20 protein-coding genes are annotated in these 25,890 nt (G+C 44.8%); 13 read left to right on the top strand and 7 right to left on the bottom strand.

Going from position 1 to position 25,890, the window contains the following annotated elements; genetic code table 11:
* Positions 1-335: 335 nt before the first annotated feature.
* Positions 336-1,211: a LysR family transcriptional regulator gene (locus FC82_RS07980; protein ID WP_162260938.1), complete on the bottom strand. Its 876-nt coding sequence runs from the start codon at positions 1,209-1,211 to the stop codon at positions 336-338.
* Between the two features lie 9 nt (positions 1,212-1,220).
* Positions 1,221-1,673, bottom strand: a complete 453-nt coding sequence (locus tag FC82_RS07975; protein WP_054758779.1) for a GNAT family N-acetyltransferase — start codon at positions 1,671-1,673, stop codon at positions 1,221-1,223.
* 715 nt (positions 1,674-2,388) lie between these two features.
* On the opposite strand from FC82_RS07975, the gene FC82_RS07970 reads away from it, so the two are divergent.
* The 3 genes from FC82_RS07970 (at position 2,389) to FC82_RS07960 (ending at position 5,976) form a co-directional block, all read left to right on the top strand.
* On the top strand, positions 2,389-3,609 hold the full coding sequence (locus tag FC82_RS07970) for a D-alanyl-D-alanine carboxypeptidase family protein (RefSeq protein WP_082620266.1): 1,221 nt from the start codon (positions 2,389-2,391) through the stop codon (positions 3,607-3,609).
* A 437-nt stretch (positions 3,610-4,046) separates the two neighbouring features.
* Complete coding sequence (locus FC82_RS07965; RefSeq protein WP_054758781.1) at positions 4,047-4,601, top strand: hypothetical protein; 555 nt, start codon at positions 4,047-4,049, stop codon at positions 4,599-4,601.
* A gap of 199 nt (positions 4,602-4,800) precedes the next feature.
* A complete protein-coding gene (locus FC82_RS07960) occupies positions 4,801-5,976 on the top strand; it encodes an ROK family transcriptional regulator (RefSeq protein ID WP_054758783.1) in 1,176 nt (391 codons plus the stop codon).
* A 423-nt stretch (positions 5,977-6,399) separates the two neighbouring features.
* Here the strand turns inward: FC82_RS07960 and adhP are convergent, their stop codons facing one another.
* On the bottom strand, positions 6,400-7,464 hold the full coding sequence (adhP, locus tag FC82_RS07955; protein ID WP_054758785.1) for an alcohol dehydrogenase AdhP: 1,065 nt from the start codon (positions 7,462-7,464) through the stop codon (positions 6,400-6,402).
* Positions 7,465-8,061: 597 nt separating this feature from the next.
* Between adhP and FC82_RS07950 the strand changes: the two genes are divergently transcribed.
* From FC82_RS07950 to FC82_RS07930, 5 genes are all read left to right on the top strand, one after another.
* The gene (locus FC82_RS07950) at positions 8,062-9,348 is read left to right on the top strand and encodes a homoserine dehydrogenase (RefSeq protein ID WP_056996678.1); all 1,287 of its coding nucleotides are present in this window, start codon (positions 8,062-8,064) and stop codon (positions 9,346-9,348) included.
* Between the two features lie 596 nt (positions 9,349-9,944).
* Positions 9,945-14,411, top strand: coding sequence for a glutamate synthase large subunit (gene gltB / locus FC82_RS07945; protein ID WP_056996677.1), 4,467 nt, complete (start codon positions 9,945-9,947; stop codon positions 14,409-14,411).
* An 11-nt stretch (positions 14,412-14,422) separates the two neighbouring features.
* Positions 14,423-15,859 carry a glutamate synthase subunit beta gene (locus FC82_RS07940; RefSeq protein WP_054758787.1) on the top strand — a complete coding sequence of 479 codons (1,437 nt, stop codon included), beginning with the start codon at positions 14,423-14,425 and terminating at the stop codon, positions 15,857-15,859.
* Positions 15,860-16,150: 291 nt separating this feature from the next.
* Positions 16,151-16,951: a hypothetical protein gene (locus FC82_RS07935; RefSeq protein ID WP_056996676.1), complete on the top strand. Its 801-nt coding sequence runs from the start codon at positions 16,151-16,153 to the stop codon at positions 16,949-16,951.
* Between the two features lie 220 nt (positions 16,952-17,171).
* Positions 17,172-17,978 (top strand): hypothetical protein, encoded by an 807-nt coding sequence (locus FC82_RS07930; RefSeq protein ID WP_056996675.1) that lies wholly within the window; start codon positions 17,172-17,174, stop codon positions 17,976-17,978.
* Between the two features lie 88 nt (positions 17,979-18,066).
* Here FC82_RS07930 and FC82_RS07925 read toward each other — a convergent pair whose 3' ends face one another.
* Positions 18,067-18,987 (bottom strand): helveticin J family class III bacteriocin, encoded by a 921-nt coding sequence (locus tag FC82_RS07925; RefSeq protein ID WP_054758794.1) that lies wholly within the window; start codon positions 18,985-18,987, stop codon positions 18,067-18,069.
* Positions 18,988-19,115: 128 nt separating this feature from the next.
* Here FC82_RS07925 and FC82_RS07920 point away from each other — a divergent pair, with 128 nt between their 5' ends.
* Complete coding sequence (locus FC82_RS07920; RefSeq protein ID WP_056996674.1) at positions 19,116-19,781, top strand: hypothetical protein; 666 nt, start codon at positions 19,116-19,118, stop codon at positions 19,779-19,781.
* 91 nt (positions 19,782-19,872) lie between these two features.
* Here the strand turns inward: FC82_RS07920 and FC82_RS07915 are convergent, their stop codons facing one another.
* Entirely contained in the window at positions 19,873-20,511 is a 639-nt protein-coding gene (locus tag FC82_RS07915; RefSeq protein WP_056996673.1) for a hypothetical protein, read from the bottom strand.
* A gap of 176 nt (positions 20,512-20,687) precedes the next feature.
* A complete protein-coding gene (locus FC82_RS07910; protein WP_054758797.1) occupies positions 20,688-21,644 on the bottom strand; it encodes a helveticin J family class III bacteriocin in 957 nt (318 codons plus the stop codon).
* A gap of 566 nt (positions 21,645-22,210) precedes the next feature.
* Here FC82_RS07910 and FC82_RS07905 point away from each other — a divergent pair.
* The 4 genes from FC82_RS07905 to FC82_RS07890 all read left to right on the top strand — a co-directional run bounded on the left by FC82_RS07905 (position 22,211) and on the right by FC82_RS07890 (position 24,702).
* A complete protein-coding gene (locus FC82_RS07905; RefSeq protein WP_056996672.1) occupies positions 22,211-22,627 on the top strand; it encodes a hypothetical protein in 417 nt (138 codons plus the stop codon).
* A 15-nt stretch (positions 22,628-22,642) separates the two neighbouring features.
* Positions 22,643-23,245, top strand: a complete 603-nt coding sequence (locus FC82_RS07900; RefSeq protein WP_054758802.1) for a GH25 family lysozyme — start codon at positions 22,643-22,645, stop codon at positions 23,243-23,245.
* A 31-nt stretch (positions 23,246-23,276) separates the two neighbouring features.
* The gene (locus tag FC82_RS07895) at positions 23,277-23,642 is read left to right on the top strand and encodes a phage holin family protein (RefSeq protein WP_054758804.1); all 366 of its coding nucleotides are present in this window, start codon (positions 23,277-23,279) and stop codon (positions 23,640-23,642) included.
* Positions 23,643-23,892: 250 nt separating this feature from the next.
* Positions 23,893-24,702 (top strand): hypothetical protein, encoded by an 810-nt coding sequence (locus tag FC82_RS07890; RefSeq protein ID WP_056996671.1) that lies wholly within the window; start codon positions 23,893-23,895, stop codon positions 24,700-24,702.
* A 49-nt stretch (positions 24,703-24,751) separates the two neighbouring features.
* Here FC82_RS07890 and FC82_RS07885 read toward each other — a convergent pair whose 3' ends face one another.
* The gene (locus tag FC82_RS07885) at positions 24,752-25,735 is read right to left on the bottom strand and encodes a helveticin J family class III bacteriocin (RefSeq protein ID WP_054758808.1); all 984 of its coding nucleotides are present in this window, start codon (positions 25,733-25,735) and stop codon (positions 24,752-24,754) included.
* Positions 25,736-25,890: the final 155 nt, after the last annotated feature.

The raw sequence follows: 25,890 nt of genomic DNA, 5'->3' as shown, positions 1-25,890 counted from the left end.
CGTAAATTACTGTGAGTATGACATTGCGGTATCGGTCACAAAATCTTCATGCAGTCGATTCTGACAACCATCCATGACTGGCATACAAACAAACCGACAAGAACACCCTGTCAACATCCAACCACACTACAACGGTTCCCATGCGCCGTAAAGGCCGACCATATCAGCAATCTTCAGGTACTATGCGGTCTGCGGCGTCTGACCAGTTAAGGGCGGCCAATCTAAAAACTGTCGCTAATGCAGTTTAAATCTTTAGTCAACCGATACAGAACTGACCAATATGAGTGACGTGCCAAATCGCGGACAGAACGGAACACTAATACGATCTCAAACCATCATTCAACATGACTCTGCTGAACAAACGCCCAAAACAGGTCTCCAGCCCGGCTATGATGCAAGGGCGACCGCAAAAAAGCAAGGTAGCTGACACGTTGCGGCTCAAGCGGAACGGTCGTAATGGCGGAGTAGTCGGTGAGGTCGAGGGAGTGCTGCATCATGACGGAAAGCCCCATACCGCGGCTGATCATACCGAGAATAAGATCGATGCGCTGTCCTTTATAAATGATATTGGGCGTGACTCCGGCAGCGTGTGCGGCGTCCATGACGGGTTGGTAAAGATCGGTGGTTTCGTTTAACAATAAAAACGACTCCCCGCTCAAATCCGCCATAGTCAAGGATGGCCGCTGCGCTAACGGACTCGACTTTGGCAGTACGACTGCAAACTGATCCTGCTCTTCAACGAGTTGTTCATACGGACTGGCTTCCAAACTGAACAGTCGTAAAAAAACAACGTCACTGTTCCCATTATCCAGTGATGTCAGCAAGTTTTCATTTTCCGCCTCCGCAAAATGCAGTGCTACTTCGGGATGGGCGGCATGAAAGGCGGCAATCAGATTGAATGCCCGGTACTGAGAAATTGACGGTATACTGTGGATTGTCAGCGTCAAATCGGCTGTTTGCTGGTATTGGCTCACGGTTTCGGTCAGGCGTTCAGCTTCGTGCACCAGTCGTTTTGCGTTGGGGAGAATCGCAATGCCGACTTCTGTCAGCGCCACTTGTCGATGGGCGCGGCTGAATAGTTTGACCCCGAGTGCCTTTTCTAATGAAAGAATTTGTTTAGAAACCGTCGCCTGCGAACTGAATAGCCGCTCGGCAGTCTTCGTATAGTTCAGCGTCGTGGCCAGATCCACGAACGCCTGAATCTTCTTCACGTCCACTGGCTACTCGCCCCGCTTCCGATACCAATAACGGTCTTCCAGTGTATCGATCATCGTGTAGTTGGCTGGAACCGCTAGCCGATTTTCTCGGTGAATAACGAAGCCCTCCTTGTCGTAAAACTTCAGGGCCTCAGTGTTGGCCATGACACACTTGAGTGTCATCAACCCACTGGCCTGTTGGCGCATGCCCTCGATCAAAGCGTGGCCAACCCCCTGCTGGCGGCAGTTCGGATCCACGAACAGCAGGTGAATGAAATTCATCAGCCGGTACAAACTGGCAAACCCAACGATCTGACCGTCTGACTCGGCCACTAGCACAAACTCCCCTGTCGAATCTCGGTCAAAATCAGTGAGTTCCGGTTTGGCGACCCAGGGAAATTGGGCCTGATCCATCTGATAGATCCACGCAACGGCATCGTGATCCGCTGATTTCATTTCGCGAATTAATAGTGTCATAAAAAAAGCTCCTTTTTCGGTCCGCTATGGTCGCCAATTTGTGAAAACCACTTGGTAACGCCCAAAATAGTGCCATGACAGCGAACATTATTTTAAATAATTAATTTATTTCTAATGCATATAATAATTAAAGTATCAAGACGTAAAAATTTCATTTATCACCTGTTAAAAAAGATGATCAAAAAGGGTGCAATTCCCCATTGTTTGCGGTATAGTAGTCACATACCAAATAACCTAATAACCAATCTATGTTCCCTTTACTGATCCGAAACGCTCGGACAATAAAGTGTTTTTCCGAAAGACAAGCATGTTAATCATGGTTGTCTTTTTTATTTCTTATTAATATAATAAGTAATAATTAATCGTTTACAAAATCCTTATAAAATCGCAACACAATCTTTACACTTTTGTTGGAAAATAAACGACCGTTAGCATGCTATACTATTGGGTGACTTTTAATTAAGCATGCCATAATTCAACCTGATTGAACAGGATTAAGGCACCAAAACCCACAATTCCCCCAATTTTTATATTGTGGCGATTATTTTCCCCAAACACTTGGATTTTTTTCACGATTATTGTTAAAAAGACCGCAACTCGACCAGATAGGTGACAGTATTGCAATCAATTTACGAAAATAATCCAAAAACTCTAACACTCGGAGGTCTGACCTATTTTTAACCTGAAATTAAGACGACCGAAAGCTTGGCTGATTATGCTGAGCTGTCTAGTGATGGTCTTTGCGCCAGCACTACCATCATTTGCCGCCAAAAAAGATAAAGACACTAAAATGTCGAACTACAAATCAGTCAAGAGCGCTTACGTCATGGACGCGACAACTGGCCAAACGCTGTATAGCGATAAGGGTGACAAAAAGTTGCCGATTGCCAGTCTGTCTAAGCTGATGACTCTCTACCTGACAACGAAAGCCATTCAGGCCCACAAAATTAGCTGGAATGAGAAGGTCCCGGTCAGCAAAGAACTGATCAAAATGAGTAAAAGTTATGAGCTTGGCACGTTCAAGATCAAGGAAAGCAAGGAATACACTGTTAAGCAGCTCTACCAAGCGGCTCTAATCGCCTCATCGAACTCCTCGGCAATCGCTCTAGGCGAATTAGTCGCCGGCGGAAGCAACAGCAAGTTTATCAGCGAGATGAACCAGCAAGCAAAAAAATGGGGCATTGACGCCACCTTTGTAAGTGCTTCCGGCTTGGATAACACCGACCTGCGGCACTACGGTCTGCAAATTGCAGGCACTTCAAAGAAGGCTCAAAATGAGGTCAGTGCCAAAGCCATTTCAATTGTGGCACAAAAGCTTCTGAAACTGGACGGCGGCATCACCCGCTGGAGTTCCCTGACGTCAAAGACCATCGGCAACCAGACACTGACCAACGTCAACGCGTTGCTGAAGGGTGGTGCCTACTACCGCAGCAGTAACCACGTTACTGGCTTGAAAAACGGCTATACGGAAACCGCCGGCCTGTGCCTGACGACGACTTACTACCGTGACGGCCACCTGCTGATTGCAACGGTGCTGGGCAGCGATACGATCTTCACCACGACAAACGGCCTGATCACCCATCTGGATAAGGTGCTGGATCACAAGGAAGTCACGCTGAAAACGCCGACCTACCACGTTAAAAACCACCAAGTCAAAACGACAACCAGCACCAAGAAGGTGTTAGTCTGGTACCTCAAGAACAAGGATGCCGACAACGTTGCCGTCAAGGACACCCTCACCGCCAAAACGTTGCCGGTCAAAAAGGGCGCAACCGTTGCGACGACAAAATTCACCAATACCGGGCTGCCAACCGCAACAAGTTTGACCCTGCAGGCGAAAAATAAGGTTGCCAGTGACAAGGCGACCCAGTCGAAAACCGCTAAGCAAGAATCATTGATGCAAAAAATTGCCGACTTTTTTGGGCATTTATTTTAACAAAAAATAAAACTTCTCTAAAACACTAAATAACCTTATAGGCCTCTTTTCTACATGAAACAATCTTCTTTTTCAGATCAAGACTTAAAACTTAATGTTTATCCGACCCGCTGAGTGATACAACGGGATACATTAGGAGGGAAACTAATTGAAAAAACATATGCTACATACTTGACTATTCAGCGCTGTAATCGCTTTCGCAACTATCTCTGCAACTGGCGCTACTGCCCACGCACAATCTTGGTTATCCAGTACCAAGACGACTTGGAATGCCACGCAGAAAAATGGCGATAAAGATAATTACAAGTTATTTTACACTAGCATTGGTAACAACAAGAAAGCCTACGTTTGGACAAGTACACATTCAAAACGCATTCACAATCTCAAAAATTACAAGAACACCACTTGGTACGCTTCAAAGACGATCACCAAAGGCAGTGCAACATACGTTCAAATACACAACGCCAGCGGATCAGTCCGGCTTAGTTTGGCGCGGTTACCTGAATGCATTCTCCACAAAAACATCAAAGAACTTTTCAACGCTCAGCTCTTACGAGAATTACATTCAAACCAATCGTTCTCAAGTCCTGACTAAGGCGCTACTAAAAGAATTCCCAAATGCAACATTAAGTTTGTCTCTCTCAAAATACACGACTACAAAATTTGGGAGTTTTCCAAGTACGATCAGCGGGTTTAAAAACATCACACCGTTAAGTACGTATCGCGTTTCCAATAGCGACTTTACCGCTGTGACCAATGCCCAAAACAATGAATTAAATACATCGACGGGTATCTTGAACCTCATGAACTATTGGAATTACACCGCTGGTCTACCAGTTTCATCTCGGATTACAGAAAGTGAAAAGATCTGGAATGAAAATGGCATGACTGCCACGAAACGTGATTCATATGGAAGTGATTGGTATATTGGGATTACCAATTATGAAGGCGATGAAAACCCAACGTTAATTCTCGCGCAAGCAACTGATTAATTTAAATCGAATAATGAGGTGTCAGTCAAAACCAGATTCTTGGCTTGACTGGCACCTCTTTTTGCAGATTAATGTGGCGCCACGTTCGCCCTCCGTATTCAGTTCGTACACTAACCGAACTTTCCCGTGACCCTTACAACTAAATGCGGTAAACTCAAGATAGTAGCTTTATGTAAGCGCTAACAAAGGAGGCACTATCATGACCCTCTCCATGATGAGCAAAACGCAACTGCACCGCCGAAATCTGCAGGTGGTGCTGGCGTATATTTTTAACCACCAACCGGTTGCTCGAACGCAGATTGCAACCGACCTGAACGTGACGAAATCGACCATTTCCACCCTGTACAAAGCCTTAAAAGAGCGCGGCCTAGTTACTGAATCCGGCATTGGCGACCCAACAGAAATTGGCGGCCGCAAGCCAGTCCTCGTTTCGTTGAACACGCGCTACGGCTACACCATGAACATCGACCTGGGCTACCCTGGCATGCTGATCATGCAAAATGACCTGGCGGGCGGCGTGGTGACGATCAAACCAGTAAACACGACCTATTTGCCCATCGAATCCATCTTAAAACGAATCGATCAGCAGGTGGACTACGCAGCCAAAACAAACTGGACGACAAACGGCCTGCAGGGCATCAGTCTGGCCATTCACGGCCGTGTCGCAAACCGACAAGTCATGGATTCACCATTTCTGGATATGCATGACATCGATATTGCGACCTATTTGGAAGACCGTTATCAGGTACCGGTGACCATCGCCAACGAAGCAAGCCTTGCAGCCGTGTACTATCGCGATTTCGATAATCGGGACAACCAGTTAAACAACCTGGTGCTCGTCAGCATCCAACGCGGGGTGAACACGGGACTGCTCCTTAACCGCCATCTCTATCGGGGCGGGCAAGGCCGTGCCGGTGAACTCGGCCACGTGAGAGAGAATGGTCAGCAGTTGACCAGCACCAGCTCGGAGGCAACAATCATCAGCCACATCAGCAACGCCAAGGGTGAAAATCAGCTTTCACTGGTGGAGGTCAAAAAATATCACCAGCGTCATGACAACACAACGGATTTGATTTTGACCGACTGGATCAACCAACTGGCACAAATTACCTTCAACCTAACGTCCCTGTATGACCCGGATGAGATTGTTTACAAATCCCCGCTAATGGACGCGATTCCTGAACTCTTTAACCGTTTACAAGCGATTACGACCCAACTTTCCCCAATGCAAGAGACCCCAGTACCACTTAGTTTAGTCGCCCACACAAAGTACGCCTCATTACTGGGCGGCTGCGCAATGGTGACGAGAAAGATTCTGGACCTGGAGGACTTGGAGCTTAATTTCACGCCGGTGAGAGAACGGGCACTAGTATAAGCAAACTTGCTGATCAAAACATCGCTGAAACTGCATGTTCAATAACTGAACAAACTAGCAAATTACGCAACAGGAAATGACATCCAAGACACTTAATGAGTTTCCGAACACAATGTTGCCCCTTAGTTTCCACCTCGTCATTAGGTTACCGATTGCTTGGGATAAAGGCAGGCGAGAGCGGATAATCTAGAAACCAGGGTTAATGCACTTCCGATTTTTCACAACCATAAAACAGATTATGGCTATTAGTGTAGTGGAGCGCCAAATCGCGAAACGAAACGACAGTCAAAACACAAAACCAAAAAAAGCCAGGAGCTCAACCCTGACTTCTTTTGGTGTGTGAAAAAATCGATAAACAGTCGTCATTCTAATGAACCAACAAAGCTTTAAAGATGTGAAGTGTTTAAATTTGGAACACTGTAGTTAACGTCCGGTAACTGCGTGAGCCACTTTTTCGACTGACGCTTCAAGTGGTAAGCCAAAGTCAACAACCATCCGGCCTTCGATCTTACCGGCTTTCATTTCATCGATGATGTCGTTAACGTCGCCTAAAGGCCGGGTAGCAACGATTGGGTGAATGGCGCCCTCAGCAGCGAGCTGGAAGGCTTCAGCAAGATCCTGCCGAGTGCCGACGAGTGAGCCGGCAATTTGGATCCCGTCCAAAACAACTTTGACAATGGAGAGTTCCATGTTCCCTTTAGGCAGTCCAACGGCAACTACCCGGGCACCGGCGCGGACTGATCCAACAGCTTGGTCAAAGGCAATTTGAGAAACGGCGGTGACAACTGCAGCGTGGGCGCCGCCGATTTTGCCCTGAATCCACTTGCCGGAATCTTCTGTCCGTGAGTTAAAGGTTAGATCAGCCCCCATTTTCTTGGCAGAGTCCAACTTGTCATCGTTGATATCAATGGCGATAACGTGAGCTTTAAAGACGTTCTTCGCCCACTGAATGGCCAAGTTGCCCAAACCACCGACACCATAGATGGCAACCCATTCGCCTGGATGAATATTCGCGGTCTTCAAGGCTTTGTAAGTGGTCACACCGGCACAGGTGATGGAACTGGCTTCAATTGGATCTAGGTCATCCGGTACCTTAACCGCGTAGTCAGCGTCGGCGATAACTTCTTCGGCCATGGCACCATCCACGTTATAACCAGCATTTTGGACTTCTCGGCAGAGTGTCTCACGCCCAGTCAAACAATATTCACAATGCCCGCAGCCCTTGAAAAACCAAGCAATTGAAACGCGGTCGCCCTTCTTTAAATTGGTCACCTCGGACCCGAGTTCGGTAACAATACCAACCCCCTCGTGACCGATAATTCGACCAGGGACTTCGCCGAAATCACCATTTGCAACGTGGATGTCTGTGTGACAAAGCCCGCAGTATTCAGTTTTAACTAAGACTTCGTTCGGTTTGATTGGCCGTAACGTAACATCTTTAATATCAACATATCCATCTGAATTGGAACGAACAACGGCTGCTTTCATAATCGTGATCCCTCGTTTTCTTAATTTTAGTTTCGCTATTGACCTCTGTTGCTTGAACACACCCACATTATGTGAATTTTTCTACAATCAAGCAATGTTTTTCGCAAAACTATTTTTAATCGACGCCCCCAAACTTAGTGAAATGTGGGGGTAACACATTCTCTTTCAGAAAACACGACTGATTATGAAAACTGGTATTATCGCAACTACAGTCGCTTCACTCTTATAAAATGTACCTTTAATAAAATAATAATTTCTGTTCGTTCGGGTAACATACTAAGCAATAATTCTTGTGCTTTTAGTAACAAATTCAGCTGATTTTTGATTCATTTAACCTTTTTTCGACCAGATAATCAATATGTTCAGGCAATATCGTTATTAAAAACACTAAATACCGATGGGGTTGAACCCCCTTTTCGCATTAATTCTGTTTCACACGCCGTTTCACACGCAAAAACATCCGCTAGTTCAGTTACTGTACGAACCTGACGACAAGTGCAGTTCTTCCCATGTCAGACCCGATTATTTTTAATCATGTTCTAATGTTGACTTCTCTGCTATACTATTTCCAAGAGAAAAACTGTAAGGAGCTGCGAAATGAATACGATAAAAATCGGCCTCATTGGTCTGGGTACTGTCGGAACAGGTGTCCTCCAAATGGTCATGAATAACCAAGATAAGGTTTCCAACATTACGGGTCAGAACCTGAGTGTCAAAACGATTGTGGTCCACGATGTCAACAAACCGCGTAACGTTGACACCGGTGATATCACGGTCACCGATGATCTGAACGCGATCATTGACGACCCGGAAATTAAGATTGTCGTTGAAGTCATGGGCGGCGTACACCCAGCCAAGGAAATTATTTCTAAATTGTTAAACGCCAAAAAACACGTCGTTACAGCAAACAAAGACTTGATTGCCTCGGCTGGTGAAGAACTGGCAGCTATCGCGCGTGAGAACCACTGTGATTTGATGTACGAAGCCAGTGTGGCCGGTGGCATCCCAATTCTGAGAACCATTGTCAACAGCTTTTCAGCCGATAATATTATCGAGGTCAAAGGAATCGTCAATGGGACGACCAACTACATCCTGACCCAGATGCAGCAACATCATTGGAAGTACGAAGACGCGCTGAAGAAGGCTCAGGAACTCGGGTTTGCTGAATCCGACCCCACAAACGACGTCGCCGGTATTGACGCCGCCTACAAGATGATCATTCTCAGCCAGTTTTCGTTTGGCACCCACATCACCATGGACGATATGGCTGTGGAAGGGATTCAAAACATCCAGTTATCAGATGTGAAACAGGCCGCAGCGTTTGGCTACACCATTAAACTGCTGGGTATTGCCCGCCGCATCAACGACGGTGTGTTCGCCGAAGTCGGCCCCGTACTGGTGCCATTGGACCACCCGCTGGCCACCATCAACAACGAAAACAACGCTGTAATGGTCACCGGGCAGGCCGTTGGTGACACGCTATTCTACGGACCCGGTGCCGGTGGTCTCCCAACCGCCAACAGTGTGTTGAGCGACATCGTTTCGGTGACAAAGAACATTGTGCTGAAAACGACCGGGAATTCGTTTAACAATTTCCAAGCCGAAGTCAGTTCGGCCGCAGCCAGCGAAGTTGTCTACCCGTACTACCTCGCGTTGAAGATGCCTGACGTGCCCGGCGAAATGTTGAAGGTCACAAAGATCATGACCGATATCAAAGCCAGCTTCAGCCAGATCATTCAAACCAAGAATCCGGACCAAACCGCCCGCGTCGTCATCATCACCCACAACATGTCCAAAGAACAACTCGCCCAACTCACTGAGCGCCTGCGTCAAACGCAAACGATCGAACTGTTGGCTGCCTATAAAGTAATGGACAAGGGGTAGTGTTTCTTCTATATAATATGTATCTTTTCGTAACACTATAACGTGTTACTTTCGCTTCCCAGGTTAACTGCTTGGGAGCGTTTTTATTTTGGCCAGATAATGACTGAAAATGGGTGTTCTGTTTCGCGATTTGGCACGGTGTTCGGTTAATGCGAGTGACGACCGCACTTTGGCCGATACTCACGTGTGAGACGAATGAATATCATATATGTATATATCGTGAATATTCCATCAACAAGTAAGTAATTATTTACTGACTTCGCAGTAAATTCACCATAACCACCCAGTTAAATGAGAATAACATGAGCCTTACTGATAGGAAATGCATAAAAACATCCCATGACCAGGTACCGCACCGAAGAAATCCAGAACTGCGGTGATGTGGAGCAGTATTAATTTTAACTGTATAACCAATGCCAACAGCAAAGTAACACGAAAACGTGAACTAAAACACGAACTACCCTGCATAAATTCTCAAAATTATTAGCAAAAAGCATTGTAATGCAGACTAGATTAGAATATCATTAGAATATATTTCAAAAACTATCCTGATTTCAAAAAAATTGAGACTGTTCATTAAAAGTAGGTGTTCTTAAATGCAAAACCCAACTTCACAAGAGAAGCTGATGTACGACCCGCGCTTTGAACATGATGCGTGTGGGATGGGTTTTATTACCCAAGTCGATGGTCGTGCCAGTCACGATCTCGTTGAAAAAGCACTAACGATGCTGCAACGGATGAATCACCGTGGCGGGACCGGTGCAGAACCAGACACTGGTGACGGTGCCGGAATTCTGATGGCCATGCCAGACCCCTTTTTTAGAAACCAGATGAAACAGGTGGGCCTAGCCCTGCCTGACGTGGGTGATTATGCGGTTGGCCAGTTCTTTTTGCCACACGACGAACAGGCCCGCGATATCTTGCTAAAAGCTGTGACCCAACAAATTAGCGACGCTGGTTTTCAAGTGCTGTGGACCCGTAACGTACCGTTTGTGTACGAAAACTGCGGCCCAACGGCACAACAAACCATGCCGAGCTTCATTCAAGTCATCATCCAGCGCCCGTATGACAGTGCTGCCGGCCGCCCGTTTGAAGACCGTCTTTACCATCTGCGTCGCCAACTGGAGAAGACTTATGATGCAGAAGCGCTGTCAATTTGTTCGTTATCAAGTCGGACCATCGTGTACAAGGGGATGCTGCACGCCTATCAAGTCGGCCTGTTCTATCCTGACCTGCATGATGAGACGATGGCGAGCTGTATCTGCCTGATTCACTCACGATTCTCGACCAACACGTTTCCAAGCTGGAACCGGGCCCAACCATTCCGTTTTCTTGCCCATAACGGTGAAATCAATACCTTAAAGGGTGCTGAAAACTGGATGACGAGTCACGGCATTGAAATTTACGATGAGGACGATTCTGACTCTGCGAAGCTAGAAAACTGTATGGAATATCTCTACCGTCACGGTCGCGATATTCCGCAGGCGCTCATGATGATGATTCCTGAAGCTTGGGGACCAGATGCCAAGCTGCCGAAACAGCAACGCTCGTTTGACGAATACAATGCCACCTTCATGGCACCATGGGACGGCCCAGCCGCGCTGTGTTTCACCGATGGTATCCAAGTCGGCGCCTTTTTGGACCGAAATGGTCTGCGACCATCACGGTACACGCTGACTAAGGATAACCTCCTAGTCGTCGCTTCTGAATCCGGCGTGGTTGACATCGACCCCGGCGACATTGCCGATAAGGGGATCCTGTCACCTGCAGAAATGTTGTTGGTAGATACCAGCACCGGCAAACTCTATAAGACTGAAGAATTAAAGAAAAAATATGCTAACGCCCACCCGTACCAGCAATGGTTAACGGGTAACCGGTTAGCCCTCGACACCCTGCCCGAAGTAAAGGCCGATGCTGAAATTAGTGACGCAGCCTTGCAACAATTGTGGCGTCGCTATGGTTACACCTATGAAGCTATCAAGACGGCGGTGATTCCCATGGCCAAAAATGGCGGTGACCCCACCGTTGCTATGGGCTTTGACTCACCGCTTGCAGTCTTGAGCAAAAAAGCTGAGTCACTATTTACCTACTTTAAGCAGTCCTTCGCTCAAGTCACCAACCCGCCAATTGACCCGTTGCGTGAAAAAGTCGTGATTAGTACCACCCTGTTCCTTGGGCGGGATACCGACATCACCAAAGACGAAGCGGATAACTGTCAAAAATTAAAGATTGAAACACCGTTGCTCAATGACCGGGATTTTGCGAAACTCACAAGTCTGGACCTGCCAGCACTGAAGGTCGCGACCCTTTCATTAGCATACGACATCACCGACCGGCCAAACCGATTGGCCCATGCGTTAGATGACCTGTTTAAGCAGGCCGAGAATGCTATCGACAACGGCGCCACTATCCTGATTCTCTCCGACCAGCACGCTAAGAAGGGGCAACTGACCATTCCGATCCTGCTTGCGGTTGCCGGGCTGCATAATGACCTGGTTCGACAGGGTAAAGGCACCGATGCGTCCATCGTTGCCGACACCGGTGAAGCCTGTGAAATTCACCACTTCGCCTGCCTTGTCGGTTACGGTGCTGCTGCCATTCACCCATATGGCGCCTTTGCAACTTTAAAGGAACGCGGGCTTGGCGACAAAATTGACACCTACTGCGATGCCGGAACCAAGGGCATCATTAAGATCATGAGCCGAATGGGGATCTCAACGGTTGCCGGATACCAAGGCGCCCAGTTGTTTGAAGCAGTCGGTCTCGCTGACGATGTAGTCAACCAGTACTTTACCGGTACCCCTAGTCGGTTGGGCGGGATTTCTCTCGACCAGATCGAAAACGAAACTAAGCGTCACTACGACGATATTTACAGCAACCACGCCATCGATGACCTGCCATCCGGCGGGAGCTTCCAGTTCAAGGAAGACGGCGAGGCGCACCTGTACAACCCAATGTCCATCTATCGGTTCCAAAAGGCTGTCCGTTCGGGCGACTATGACGAGTACAAGACCTACGCGAAAGCTATGGAAAAGGAATCGCTAGATAACCCAGTAACGTTGCGCTCCATGTGGCAGATCAACAAGGCCGGTAACAAGGCCGTGCCAATCAGTGAAGTCGAACCAGTCAGCGCTATCGTTAAACGGTTCAAGTCTGGTGCCATGAGTTTCGGTGCGCTCTCAGAGGAAGCTCACGAAACGATTGCCATCGCCATGAACCGACTCGGTGCCCGCAGCAACTCTGGTGAAGGTGGCGAAAATCGCAAACGGTTTAAGATCGGCGCTGACGGTGAAAACCGCAACAGTAAGATCAAGCAGGTCTCAACAGCGCGGTTCGGTGTGAATACCGAATACTTGATGAGTGCCGAAGAGATTCAAATTAAAATGGCGCAGGGGGCTAAACCCGGCGAAGGTGGCCAACTGCCCGCTAAAAAAGCTTACCCATGGGTTGCAAGTATCCGGGGCTCAATTGCCGGCGTGCAGCTGATTTCTCCGCCGCCTCACCATGATATCTACTCCATTGAAGACTTGGCTCAATTGATTTACGACCTCAAGCAGGTTAACCCCTATGCCAAAATCAACGTGAAGCTCGTTTCCTCGACCGGTGTCGGCACAATTGCTACCGGGGTTGTTAAAGCGGGCGCGAACACCGTGGTTATCGCCGGTTACGATGGCGGTACCGGGGCCGCACCGCGGAATTCTACCCGTGACTGTGGACTCCCATGGGAAATGGGACTCGCTGATGCCCACCAGACGCTGGCAATGAACAACCTACGCCAACGCACCACGCTGGAAGTGGATGGGAAACTCATGACCGGTCGCGACATTGCTGTGGCCATCATGTTGGGCGCCGAAGAATTTAGTTTTGCCACCCTAACGATGGTCTCGATCGGTTGTATCATGATGCGCAAGTGTAACTTAAACACCTGCCCTGTAGGCATCACCACCCAAAATCCAGACCTGCGCCGTCTCTATGCCGGTAAGCCAGAGTACGTGGAAAATATGATGCGGTTTTTGGCTCAAGACCTGCGAGAAACAATGGCCAAACTTGGATACCGGACCGTGGACCAAATGGTGGGTCATGGTGAACATTTAACACCGCGTTACGTACCTGCTGGTAAGGCCAAGACCCTAAACTACGATCGCCTGATTCAAAAGACCATCCCGATCGAACGTAAGGTCACCGATCCGTTCAAAGCCAAGTATGACTGGCCTGATTTGGACAAGTTTGCTGAAACGAGTCTGCAGGCTGATACTGAAACGGCAGTCGAACTGCCAATCAACAACACGCAACGAACTGTCGGTGCCCGCATGGGTGGCTGGATCGCCAGCCACTTTGGTAACGACGGTCTAAAACCTGGCCGAATGAAGTTCAGCTATAAGGGCACAGCTGGTCAATCCTTCGGCGCCTTTATTACCCAAGGCCAGGAACTCAAACTCACCGGTGAAGCTAACGACTACGCCGGCAAGGGGCTTTCTGGCGGTCGTTTGATTGTTGCTGCGCCAAAACAAGCACAGGACCTCTACGCCCACTCGCCCATTATCGGTAACGTGGCCTGCTTTGGTGCTACCAGTGGTGAAGCCTACTTCAACGGCCGCGCTGGTGAACGGTTCGCCGTTCGAAACTCCGGGGCCAAGGTCGTGGTTGAAGGCATCGGCAACAACGGTTGTGAGTACATGACCGGTGGTGTTGCCGTCATCCTTGGCCGCACGGGTCGAAACTTCGCTGCTGGGATGTCAGGCGGTGTTGCCTACGTCTACGACTGGACCCACGATTTCAAGTCCAAGTGCAACCAGGGCCTCGTGGACCTCTACAAACTAGGCGAATCAGACGATGACAGCGAATTGAAAGATCTCATCTCACGCCATTACTACTTCACGAACTCGGCTCAGGCCAAGCAGATTCTTGATGACTGGGATAACCAGAAACAAAACTTCATCAAGGTTTACCCACGCGACTTCCATAAGATGCGCGACCTGATTGCTAAGTATCAAAAAGATGGCATTCCAGAAGACCAAGTTGTTTCAAAGGCCTTCTTCGCTGCCACTAACGACCAGAAATAGGAGGACTGAACATGGCAGATCCAAATGGTTTCTTAAAATACGATCGTAAAGACAATCCCATGCGTCCTATTCCTGAACGTATCAAGGACTTTAACATCATGGAACTGGACCTCGACGACGCTGAACGTCGCCAGCAGGCCGCTCGCTGCATGAACTGCGGAATCCCATTTTGTCACCACGGACTTTTCTACGCCGGCAACCGCGCTGTCAGCGGCTGTCCCAACGACAACCTGATTCCCGAATGGAACGACATGGTTTACGAAAACGAGGACAAACGCGCTTTTGAACGCCTCACTCGGACCAACTACCTGCCCGATATGACCGGACGGGTGTGCCCTGCCCCCTGCGAAGTCGCCTGCGTTCAGGCACTGAACGGCCCCGGCATCACCATTCGCAACAACGAAAAATTCATCATCGAAAAAGCCTTCGAAAACGGTTGGGTGGTGGACTCCGGCAAGCCGAACCATCGTACCGGCAAGAAAATTGCCGTGATTGGCAGCGGCCCCGCTGGCATCTCAGCCGCCTGGCGACTGAACCAGCTCGGGCACTCCGTCACCATCTTCGAACGCGACGACCGGTTCGGCGGCTTCCTAATGTACGGCATTCCCAACATGAAGCTGCCTAAGAAAGTGGTTGACCGCCGTTTTGACGCCCTGAAACAAATTGGCGTTAAGCTGGTCGCCAACACTGAAGTCGGCAAGGACATTTCGGCTGACGATCTAAAGCAGGACTTCGATCGGGTCATCATCTGTACGGGTGCCCGCCAAGCACGGGAGCTCAACGTCCCGGGTCGCGACCTCGACGGTGTGCACCAGGCTGCCGAATACCTGAAGACCACGATGCAGCACGTCCTGAAAAACGGAACCCGTGCCACCACGGAACTCCAGGGCAAGCACGTCCTCGTCCTCGGGGGTGGTGATACAGGAAACGACTGTATCGGTACCGTCATCCGTCAGGGCGCAGCCGGCATCACTCAGCTGGAGATTAACCCAGCGTTGCCGGACGAGCGTACCCCGCAGAACCAGTGGCCTGAGTGGCCGATGGTCAAAAAGCACGGTTACGGTCAGCTGGAAGCCCAGTCGTTGTTTGGCGACGTCACCAGCTACTCGGCAACAGCCACGCAGGTGTTCGGCAAGAACGGCCACGTTACCGCTGCAGAGATCAGCGAGGTGGGGCCGGACTTCAAACCGATCAAGGGCACCGAAAAGCGCATCGATGTTGACCTGATCCTCCTCGCCATGGGCTTCACAGGCGCAGAACAGTGGTTATTTGACGCGTTCAACATCACCGAGTGCCACGACGATTACACAACCAACGACAGCCAGATCTACGTCGCAGGCGATTGCCGCCGCGGTCCAAGCCTCGTGATCTGGGGCGTCTATGAAGGCCGAACCTGTGCTGAAAAGGTCGATGCCTCGCTTAAGATGGCATCGGTCGCTGTGGATTGATTCTTATGGATACGCAAAAGAGACTAGCAGCCTGTATTGGGTTGCTGGTCTCTTTTACTGTGCCGTTTATTTGTCGGTAAGAGTCTAAAGTAATTGTAATGCACACCATTGTTTCACGTGAAACTTTTAGTGTAGCTTTGAAGCTATGTAGTAAAGAATGTTCGCTGCTCATTAAATCATATACCGCACGCATCGTTCCCTACGTTGTCTGCAACAACTGTCAATACATTTTCTAATGTATGAGCTACAGCCGATGCGATATACTAAACTAAACGAGGGGAGCATTTAACTATGAAATTTAAAAAATTATCAATTCTAATTGCACTATGTACTGTCGGTTTATGCTTAACAATTCCAAATCAGGCGCACGCAAGCGTCTATAAAACCGTAAAAACAACTTATACCAAATCTGGCGAACGTACACCATTACTATACCATGCTACCAATACTAGTAAGTCAATCTCTGTATGGAACCTTAACCACACTAAGGTTCGTTATAATTTAAAAAATCATCCGGCGACAACTTACACAGTTAATGCCATTACCACGTTCAGTCATAACGGGAAAAAGGCGGTCTATTACCATGTCATCCCACTATCGCCTGAAAAAGATACCAAATTACCTGGTGGCTATGTTTGGCACAACTACTTGGCAAAGGGACATAATCCAAACTACCAGTTAATCAATAATGAAAGCATTTTCTACTTTGACACCTCAAAAGAATACCAAGCCTACATCAAAAAATCCCCCTCGCAGGCATTAACAAGAAAAGTATTAGCGCTCTTTCCTAATAGCACGGTTTCGCTTGACCTGTCTCGGGCAGCACTAAAAGTTAATCAGAACACTTTTAACATTACTAATATTCAATCAATCAACCGCATTAGTACGTTAGATGTCTACCTGAATACAGCTAATAGTACGTCCACTTCACAACGATACGCCAAAATCAAATCACTGCTTCTAGCAAATGGGTACACTACTAGTAAAAGAAACCAAAAATTAGTGATTGGTACTGATCTTGATAACTTCACGTTTCACTCCTGGGCAGATGGCATGATGGAACAAGGATTCATTACTGGTATAGAAAAGTAATTAGCCATCGTTTAGTCAAATTAAACCAATTAAAAAGAGACTGTCCACAAACATATGGACAGTCTCTTTTTAATGATCAAACTACTTTAAATTAACATTAACTCAAGCGCACTTTGAGTTATAGCAACCAGTTAAATTAATCAGAAAAGCTTGAACCATAATAACAAGAGACTATAATGAACAATATTAAACTACAATTTACCTTTTTGGGGGAGACAACATGAAACCAATCAAATTAGCCCTTGCTGTGACAATCGCTCTTGTAGGAATCGGCACTCCAGGCATTAAAAAAGCTAACGCAAGTAGCTACACTATTACTCATACTGAATATTATCAGACACGTCCAATTTATCATGCCGCTAATAAATCGCAAAGCGCCTATGTATGGAATAAAGCACATACAAAAAAGATCCATAATTTAAAAAATTACCCCAATACCAATTGGGATGCGACTGCCGCTATCACACTTAAACATAATGGTAAAAGTGCACTTTACTACGCTGTTATTGCTTCAACGCCTAACAATAAAACCAATGTTGAAGGCTACGTATGGCATGGCTATTTAACTAAGGGATATAACAAAAACTATGCCGTTTGGAACAACCTCGCACTGCAAGGATTCACTTCGACTTCCGATTATCAATCCTATATTAACCAGTCAAGCTCCCAGCAACTAACCAGAGATGTTTTAAAGCTTTTCCCAAATAGCTCGCTATCCCTATCACTTTCAAACTATGTTGAAAACCGTGATATGTTAGCAGATGATTCCGCTACATTTAATAAAAGCTATAGTAATGCAGTGATTCCAAGCAAGGCTAACAACTATTTTTATCACAGTTATAAGGACACCCGTTCAACTACAACACGCCTACAAGAAATTGAGACGGCTCTAAACGCAGAAGGCTACAGTGCCACAAAACGAGCATCACTTAAAGGATACCAAATTGGGATTTATTATGTTGATAAGTACTATGGTGATACAGATGATACTGGTCTTGGTATTATCCTTGCAAAACCAACCAACTAGTCATTGAGTCCCCTTGGAACATTAATGACTGTATTCAAAAAGCCTCCAACTTGGGAGGCTTTTTGAATACAATTAACTAAAAATAGATTTAGGAACCGTATAAATTATAGTTATCTGAAACTGAATCCCCTGTATAATGTGCAACGGCAAAGTAGATATCGTCACCTTTTAGCTGAATACCCTCAGTTTCAGTAACACCGACAGTACCATCAGATATCGTCTGAACTTCATTGGAGGTGAACTCCCAAAGCGATTTTTGAATTTTTGTTTCCTGTGTTTTACTACCGCTTGTAAAGTACATTGCACGCCCATCTGAAAATTCTAACCCTTGAATTGATTCGTTAGCAACTTCTCCATAGGCATGAAATTTGTTTAAAGGCGCATACGCCAAAACAGTACCAGTTACATCTTGAAACGACGTAAATTTCTGATTGGCAGCTTCGTTCGTATCTAAGATATCATTCAAAGCCTCATTATCATAAATTGTATAATTACCGATTCGAGGAGAGGCATCATTGATGGAGAGAACTAACAACTCAAGCTTTTTACTTGGTGTATCTGTGTCGCTTGATAAAGCTGCTTCAAACCGAGTAAGATTACCAGACGATGAGCCATCGTAATTGGCACGGATAACAGATGATAATCTTGTTGCGTCTGTATAGTTATAGTCATTAGGCTCAGTCTTAGATGGATCGTACGTAATTCGAGCAAGTTGAGTTGCCCAATAAGTTGTATCATTTTCACTTATTAAGGTTTGTTCACCCTTAGTGCCAATCCAGAAGTAAGAAATTCCTTTATGACTGAACCACTGTAGCGTTTCACTATGCCCAAAGTTCGTCAGATACATATCATCAATACGTGCCCCAGTCATATCACATCGCGTTAAAATGGCATCGGTGTCAATACGCTGTAATGCGTAAATATACGTAGTTCCCACATAAAATGTTTGAACTGCATTTGTATATCGCAGTCCACTAAACGTCACAAATTTTGTTGCTGTCACGGCCATAATTATTACCTCTATTCATTATTTTGTATAATCACCGGCGATTACAATCTCAATACTAATATCATTCACATTTCCTATGTTTCCATTTTATTTCTGAGCTATCAAACTAATAATTCACTTCGAAACAAATGCTGGTCCATGCTTCAAGCTTTAGCAAGTCCATCTACGTTTGGAATCTAAACCATACAAAAGTTCGCTATAACTTAAAAAACTATCCAGCCACAACATACTCTGTTAATGCCATTACAACCTTCAGTCATAATGGCCAAAGATCTGTTTATTATCATACCTATCCAATTTCTCCAGAAAAAGATACTAAGTTAGCTGGTGGATATGTATCGCATAAGTACCTTACAAAGGAGCACAATCCGAATTACCAGCTGATCAATAACGAAGATATTATGCACTCTGGAAATTCAACAGAGTATCAAACCTATATCAAAAAATCGCCATCTCAGGCACTAACTAGAAAGATACTTGCCTTATTCCCCAACAGTACTTTCTCTCTTGATTTAAGTCTGGCATCATTAAAGTACAACAAAAACACTTATAACATCACCAATATCCAATCGATAAAACGGATTAATTCATTAGATACGTATCTCAATACGAAAAACACGTCATCCAATGCCCAAAAGTACACAAAAATCAAAGCTTATTTAGCAGCTAATGGCTATACCACTAGTGTACGGAACCAAAAACTCGTCATCGGTATTTACATTAACAACTTCACGTTTCACTCCTGGGCAGATGGCATGATGGAACAAGGATTCATAACCGGTATTGAAAAGTAATTAGCCGTCATATCACCCATTATTTAATCGAATTAAACCAATTAAAAGAGACTGTCCACAAACATATGGACAGTCTCTTTTAATGATCAAACTACTTTAAATTAACGTTTACCCAAGCGTACCCTGAGTTATAGTTACCAGTTGAATTAATGCAAATTGTATTCACCCTAAGGCTAGTCTCACCCTGCTTAGTCACTGTCTTCTTCGAATGCAGTAACAATTCAAATTTCTCAGACTTATGAGGACCGAGGAAATCTGTATAAGTGCCATTAGATTTAATGTTAAACATCTTAGGACTTAAACTGGTTGTTTGTGAAAAAGCAAAATGATTTGGAACTGTGCTACTAACTGGGTATAATTCTCCGACGTAATTTGTGACAATGCCGTCAAAAGCACTGATCGCGCCAAACCGGTAATACCCATTATCAGTATTATTATAGGCAGTTCCCGTTATCTTGGCCCAAGTTGGATAGTTAGAATGTTTTTTGGACACTTGATAAAGATAGACATTATTGACCTTTAACTTATAGTTCGTGTTAAACGTAAATGTCTTTTTTACTGAATAACTTTTCTTGCTAGTGTACGTCTTATGCAATTTTTTAGGTTGGTTATTCTGATAATAATTGAAGTAGGCCGCATGTGCACTGACGCTATTAGTAACTAGTCCAATTCCGAATAGCGCAACCATTACTGCAATGATTCTAATTTTTCTACCAATTGAATGACTCATGATTAACACTCCCTCTTTGATTGAAACTAGTATAACACAGATTTTGCTATGTTAAATATTTAGATATGCGGAAAAAGGCTCAGGCTGAATTTTTTAAACACATAAAAACTAGGTACCCCAATATTGATGAGTACCTAGTAATGCTCTAAATCAGTGCTAAAAAAGCTAACTTTTTGTTACCAGTTATCCTTCGAAACCGAATATACATAGTTACCTGTTGTATAATTATCAGTGCCTGAGCTATCATTTAGATGCGTTGAAATACCAAGATATAATACATCCTTAATTTGAACACCCTCAGTCTCGACATACGAACCTGGAAATTGCGAAGTTGCAAAGGTGACAGGAGTGAAAGTCCCATTCCAACTAGACTTATCAATTGCCGGCGTTTCACCAACATTACCACTACTTACATAAATTGCTTCTCCATCAGATAAGTCAATCCCTTGAACTGAATCGTTTGGTGTCATTCTATACAAAGACCCAGAGGTTTCCCATGAGTGACTATCACTCCCAGCTGCGGCCTTCATTTCTGAATTTGTACATGAGACGTAGTTCTTGCCAAGTGCAATTTGATCATCCAACGCCTTGTTTGCCTTTTGCAAGTCATAGTACGTTAAGCGAGCATGATGATCACTAATTCGAATCGTAGTCATCAACATATACTCGCGACTGGTTGAAATAGCACCCTCGACACGTAAAGTAGTCCCAATTGAAGAACCACTATAATTGTTATAATTAACTTCAGCAAAACGTTCAATATCAGTATAATCTTCAATTGTAGTTGCAGAATATTGAATCCGTCCAAGTTGTGTAGCCCATTCTTTATCGCTACCTGGTTCATTTGCTTTTGGATCAATAGCAACCAAAAAGTAGTCGTTGCCATTATAACTATACCAATCAAGTGTCTGTGCATGACCAGTATTCTTTAAAGTCATCTTATCATTTCCCGCAGCTGAAAAATCAATTGTTGTTCCAGTCAAAGCTGCTCGAGAAATAACAGAGTCATTACCAAATTGTTGTAATGCGTAGATGTTACTAGTACCTACATATACTTTTTGGACCACATTTTGATGACCAGAAGAGTTTGTTGGTAAATTGATTAATGTATACTCCAGATTTGCAGTTGCCATAATTATTACCTCTATTCATTATTTTTTATAACCACCGGCGATTACAAGTTTCATACTAATATCATTCACATTTCCTATGTTTCCATTTTATTTCCGAGATGCTAAATCAATAATTCACTTCGAAGCAGTTGCCAGCCAACGCTGATAAATCAGCGTTGGCTGGCAACTGCTTTTTAAAATTAGATTTTCTCTTTTAAGCGTTAATGCCTTAAAAAAACTAGTAAACCACTGCTCATTATCATCAAATCAGAAAAAAACTCGAAATATTTCAAAGACTATTTGTATTATTATATAATCGTTAAATGGTTTTTATTTAATGAATCTATAATAAATCATTGAACACGGTGTCTTATGTATTGTATGCTAAGGGTGAGATTAATATCATCCGATTACGAAACGTTACAGTAAGTTTAGGGGACTTTCTGTTAGCGCTTACGTGGTGGCCGAAAAAGCTAGCTTTCTATGTTTTTCAACATTAATCTCACTGTACCCACTAGGAGTAATCATTTTCAAAACGCTTCACGGATGCTGATAACAGAGCGTTTGTTTAGGGAAGGATGATTACGATGAGAACTGGAACGTTCACTTTTTTAGAAGATATTTTACGGGATTATCCGATAACTGATGACTACATTAATAAGCGTCAGTGTCAGATTACCTACACAGCAGACATTTGCGACCAGGGAATCGCAAGTAAAACTGCCAAGCAACTTCAAAAAAACATGAAACTCACAACTGAATTGGATGAGCGCTTGGTTCAACTTCGGCTCAACGAAGCCTGTGTTGCCTATTGTTTAGCCCATACCGACCAAGAAACACTAACCATTATTGACGAATTATACTTCAAGCGTCACTCAGCCTTGACCCTCGAAGGTCTCGGCCAGCAGCTGCACCTGAGTAAATCGTGCATCAGCAAACGCCGCGCACAGTTCATGATGCTGCTTGCGGACCAGCTTGGACTATCTAGTTCAATGAGTTATTAGAAAGGAGCTAATTCGATGACCTATGACGAAATTGCAGATATTTCCAGTCACCAAGACGATTCACTCGCCTTTATGACGCAACTTGCCCGGTATGCACAGGGCGTTATGATCAAACTCACTGAAGGGTCTGAGAATGGTGATGCCTATGTGAATCCCAAAGCAGGAAATCAAGTCACTAACGGCTTAACTGTTTTTCAGAGTGTGGGCGCCTACCACTACTTTAAAGCTAATTCCGGCAAGTTCGGGACCGTTGATCCGGTGAATGAGGCGAAGTGGTTTGTCAAAAACCTAACCGCGCTGGGCTTGGATCAATCAACCTACTGTGCGCTAGATGTAGAGGATAACGCATTGATGAAGGAGGTGACGCTCGACATTAACTTGTTTTTACAATACATGATGAGCCAAGGCTACACCCATCTTAGTGTCTACGCTTCAGCTTCTTGGTTTACTTCTGGGCGTATCCGTCAAAAAGACTTGTTTAACAATGTTCCTATCTGGGTGGCTGCCTACGGTGGATCACAGCCAGGTGTCCCCGACGCGGGCGCATGGCAGTATACCAATAACGGCCACCAGTTAGGTGTTGATTTTAGCTATGATTTTGCCGGTATTCTCCATTAATTTAACGACTTGAACGGTAGGAGGTGTAACGATGTGGCAGGAAATTTCTGAGTGGCTGCAGTGGGCGGACTCAACAGGACTGATAACGTTTTTGATCTCACTGACAGTTGTTTTGTATCGATTGATTCATCCACTCATTCAAAGTAAGATCCAGGACAGTGATACTGACATTAAGGTTCAGACGCTGACCATTGCGGATAATTTAGCCAGTGCAATCGTGCCGGAACTCGCTATTATGGCCGAAATGACCAACGACGAACGTAAAACAGAAGCGATTCGATTCGTCAATAATAAGCTGACGATTTTGGGCTTACAGCTGACTGATGAAACGGTATCCGCTAAGGTTGAGAAGGCCTACCAGGAGTATAAACGGGCGGATCAGACAACGAACAATTAATACCAAAGCGTTTCTAAGCATAAATCATGTGCTTAGAAACGCTTTTGATTTTTGAACATATAATCACTGTTACAAACAACACAGTACGAAATAGATAAATCTATTTTAATTGACAGAAATCATTTATTCGGTTTAAGTAATTAAGAGTTATGTTGTCAAACGGACCACAGGACCACAGGGAAAATCTAAAAAGCCATGTTTTTGGCAGTTACCTATGTTAAAATTCAATTATAGAGAGAGGATGGTACCTATGAAAAAAGCACTTATTGCCGGGCTCGCTCTTGCGAGTTTCGTCTTATACTTAGGATTCACAACGCAAAACGTTTCAGCCAGTACTGCCTACCGAACAGTTACAACAAAAAGCTATGCCAAATCAACCCCGACCTATCATGCTAAAAACGCAACTAAGAGTGTCTACATGTGGAACAGCACACTGACGAAGAAACTTCATAACTTAAAAAACTATCCACGTACAACTTGGTACGTAAAAAAAAGCGTTAAATTAACTAATGGTAAAAAAACCGGAATTTTCTACTATATCCAAAATAAAAGTAACTCAGTTAGCGGATATGTTTGGCGCAACTATTTAATCAAGGGTGCCTACAAGTCATCAGCAACTCCAACAAGGGCGTCACTGTCTGAAGCAGAAATTGTAAAGCAGGTCATGACTGTATTACCAGGTACAGTATATGATGCTAGTCTTCAAAAAATTGCTGATAGCAACATTGCTCATGATGGCGACGTCTATGCAAATATGCAAGAAGCGTTACCAAAGAATGAACAGTCAAACTTTGCGATGCTTGGCTTTGATTACTTTGATAATGCAACGTTATTATCGGAATTAAAGGCTGGTAAGATCTCATATGCTGCTTATTCAAAACAACTGTTAACTGAGAACTTAACCGCACAGTTGAAAGATAAAGGCCAAGTATTCTACTCACTCATTAAGGGAAAAACAATTAACGACTTTTCTGGATGGCACATTGCGGTATCAGCTTATCCTTCAACTTCAAAGTACTTTGGGTCTGCGCTGGTATTGTTACTTAAACCCACGGCTTAATGTAATTAAAAGACACCTACCAATTGGTAGGTGCCTTTTAATTATATGTCTATTCATCCCATAAACTCTTATCAGTTCGGTAAATACGATTCTGTTCAGTTGAATAAGGTGACATTGTTTGGTGATACGAAATACCAACGTACAGATCAGAAGAAATTTGAACACCCTCTGTTTCAATGTTTTGTGAAGACCAATTTGTATTATAAAGACTATTTTGTACTAGCGATTCAGTGCCCCAATAATACTTAGAAATTGCAGGCGTGTCCTGTGTCGCATGATTGTCACCTTTAGCCTGACCACCAGAGATATAAATTGCACGGCCATCAGAAATGTCAAACCCTTGAACCGAATCATTGAGTAACGCACCATTGGTAATATTTTTGATTTCTCTAATCGGATCACTTGCCAAAGCTGAGGTTAAATCACCACAAGAATAGTTGCCATGTTCAGCGTCAACTGTATCAAGTAAATTATTCACCTTTTCATTGTCGTACAGGGTAAAATGACCCATTAAATCAGTATCAATTCCGGCAATAAGTAGCAACCGATTTGAATCATTGGTAGTGGATAGTGCTGCCTCAACCCGGTGAATCTTTCCATATGCGCTACCGCTCGTTGTTGCACTGCTAACACTTGACAGACGAGTAATCGTGGTATTTCCATTATATGGCGTTGAAGCTTCTGTATTGGCCTCAAATTGAATACGTCCAACTTGCGTCCCCCAGTTTTCTGTAGTGCCATCCCCCTTTGTAACAATCCACCAGTAATCCAAACCTTTATGCGTGAAATACTCAAAGGTTTGCCCATGCCCCATATTTAATAGATACATATGCTCAGCATTAGCACCTGAAAAGTCTAAATCATAGGTATCAGTAGCAGACGCTTTGGGAACCCGTGAAATCACTACATTTGTATTAGCATCATACAATTGTAAAGCATAGACATAAGTGGCCCCTACATAAGCCTTTTGAACAACATTGGTTTTGGGTAAATTATTAAGTCGATAAAGTAAATAAGCTGGTTCACTTGCCATAATTAAAGCCTCATTTCTGATAAATGTTAATCACCGGTGATTACAGTTATTATCTTAAGCTCAATTACGGTAGTAGTGTTTCCACTTTATTTCTAAATTAAACTCACTTAATTTCCATTCATTTTTTGATTGATACCCACTTACAAACTTCAATA

The organism is Secundilactobacillus collinoides DSM 20515 = JCM 1123, from assembly GCF_001435975.1.
GTDB classification, from domain to species: Bacteria; Bacillota; Bacilli; order Lactobacillales; family Lactobacillaceae; genus Secundilactobacillus; species Secundilactobacillus collinoides.
This window is presented reverse-complemented; position numbering and strand designations above follow the sequence as displayed.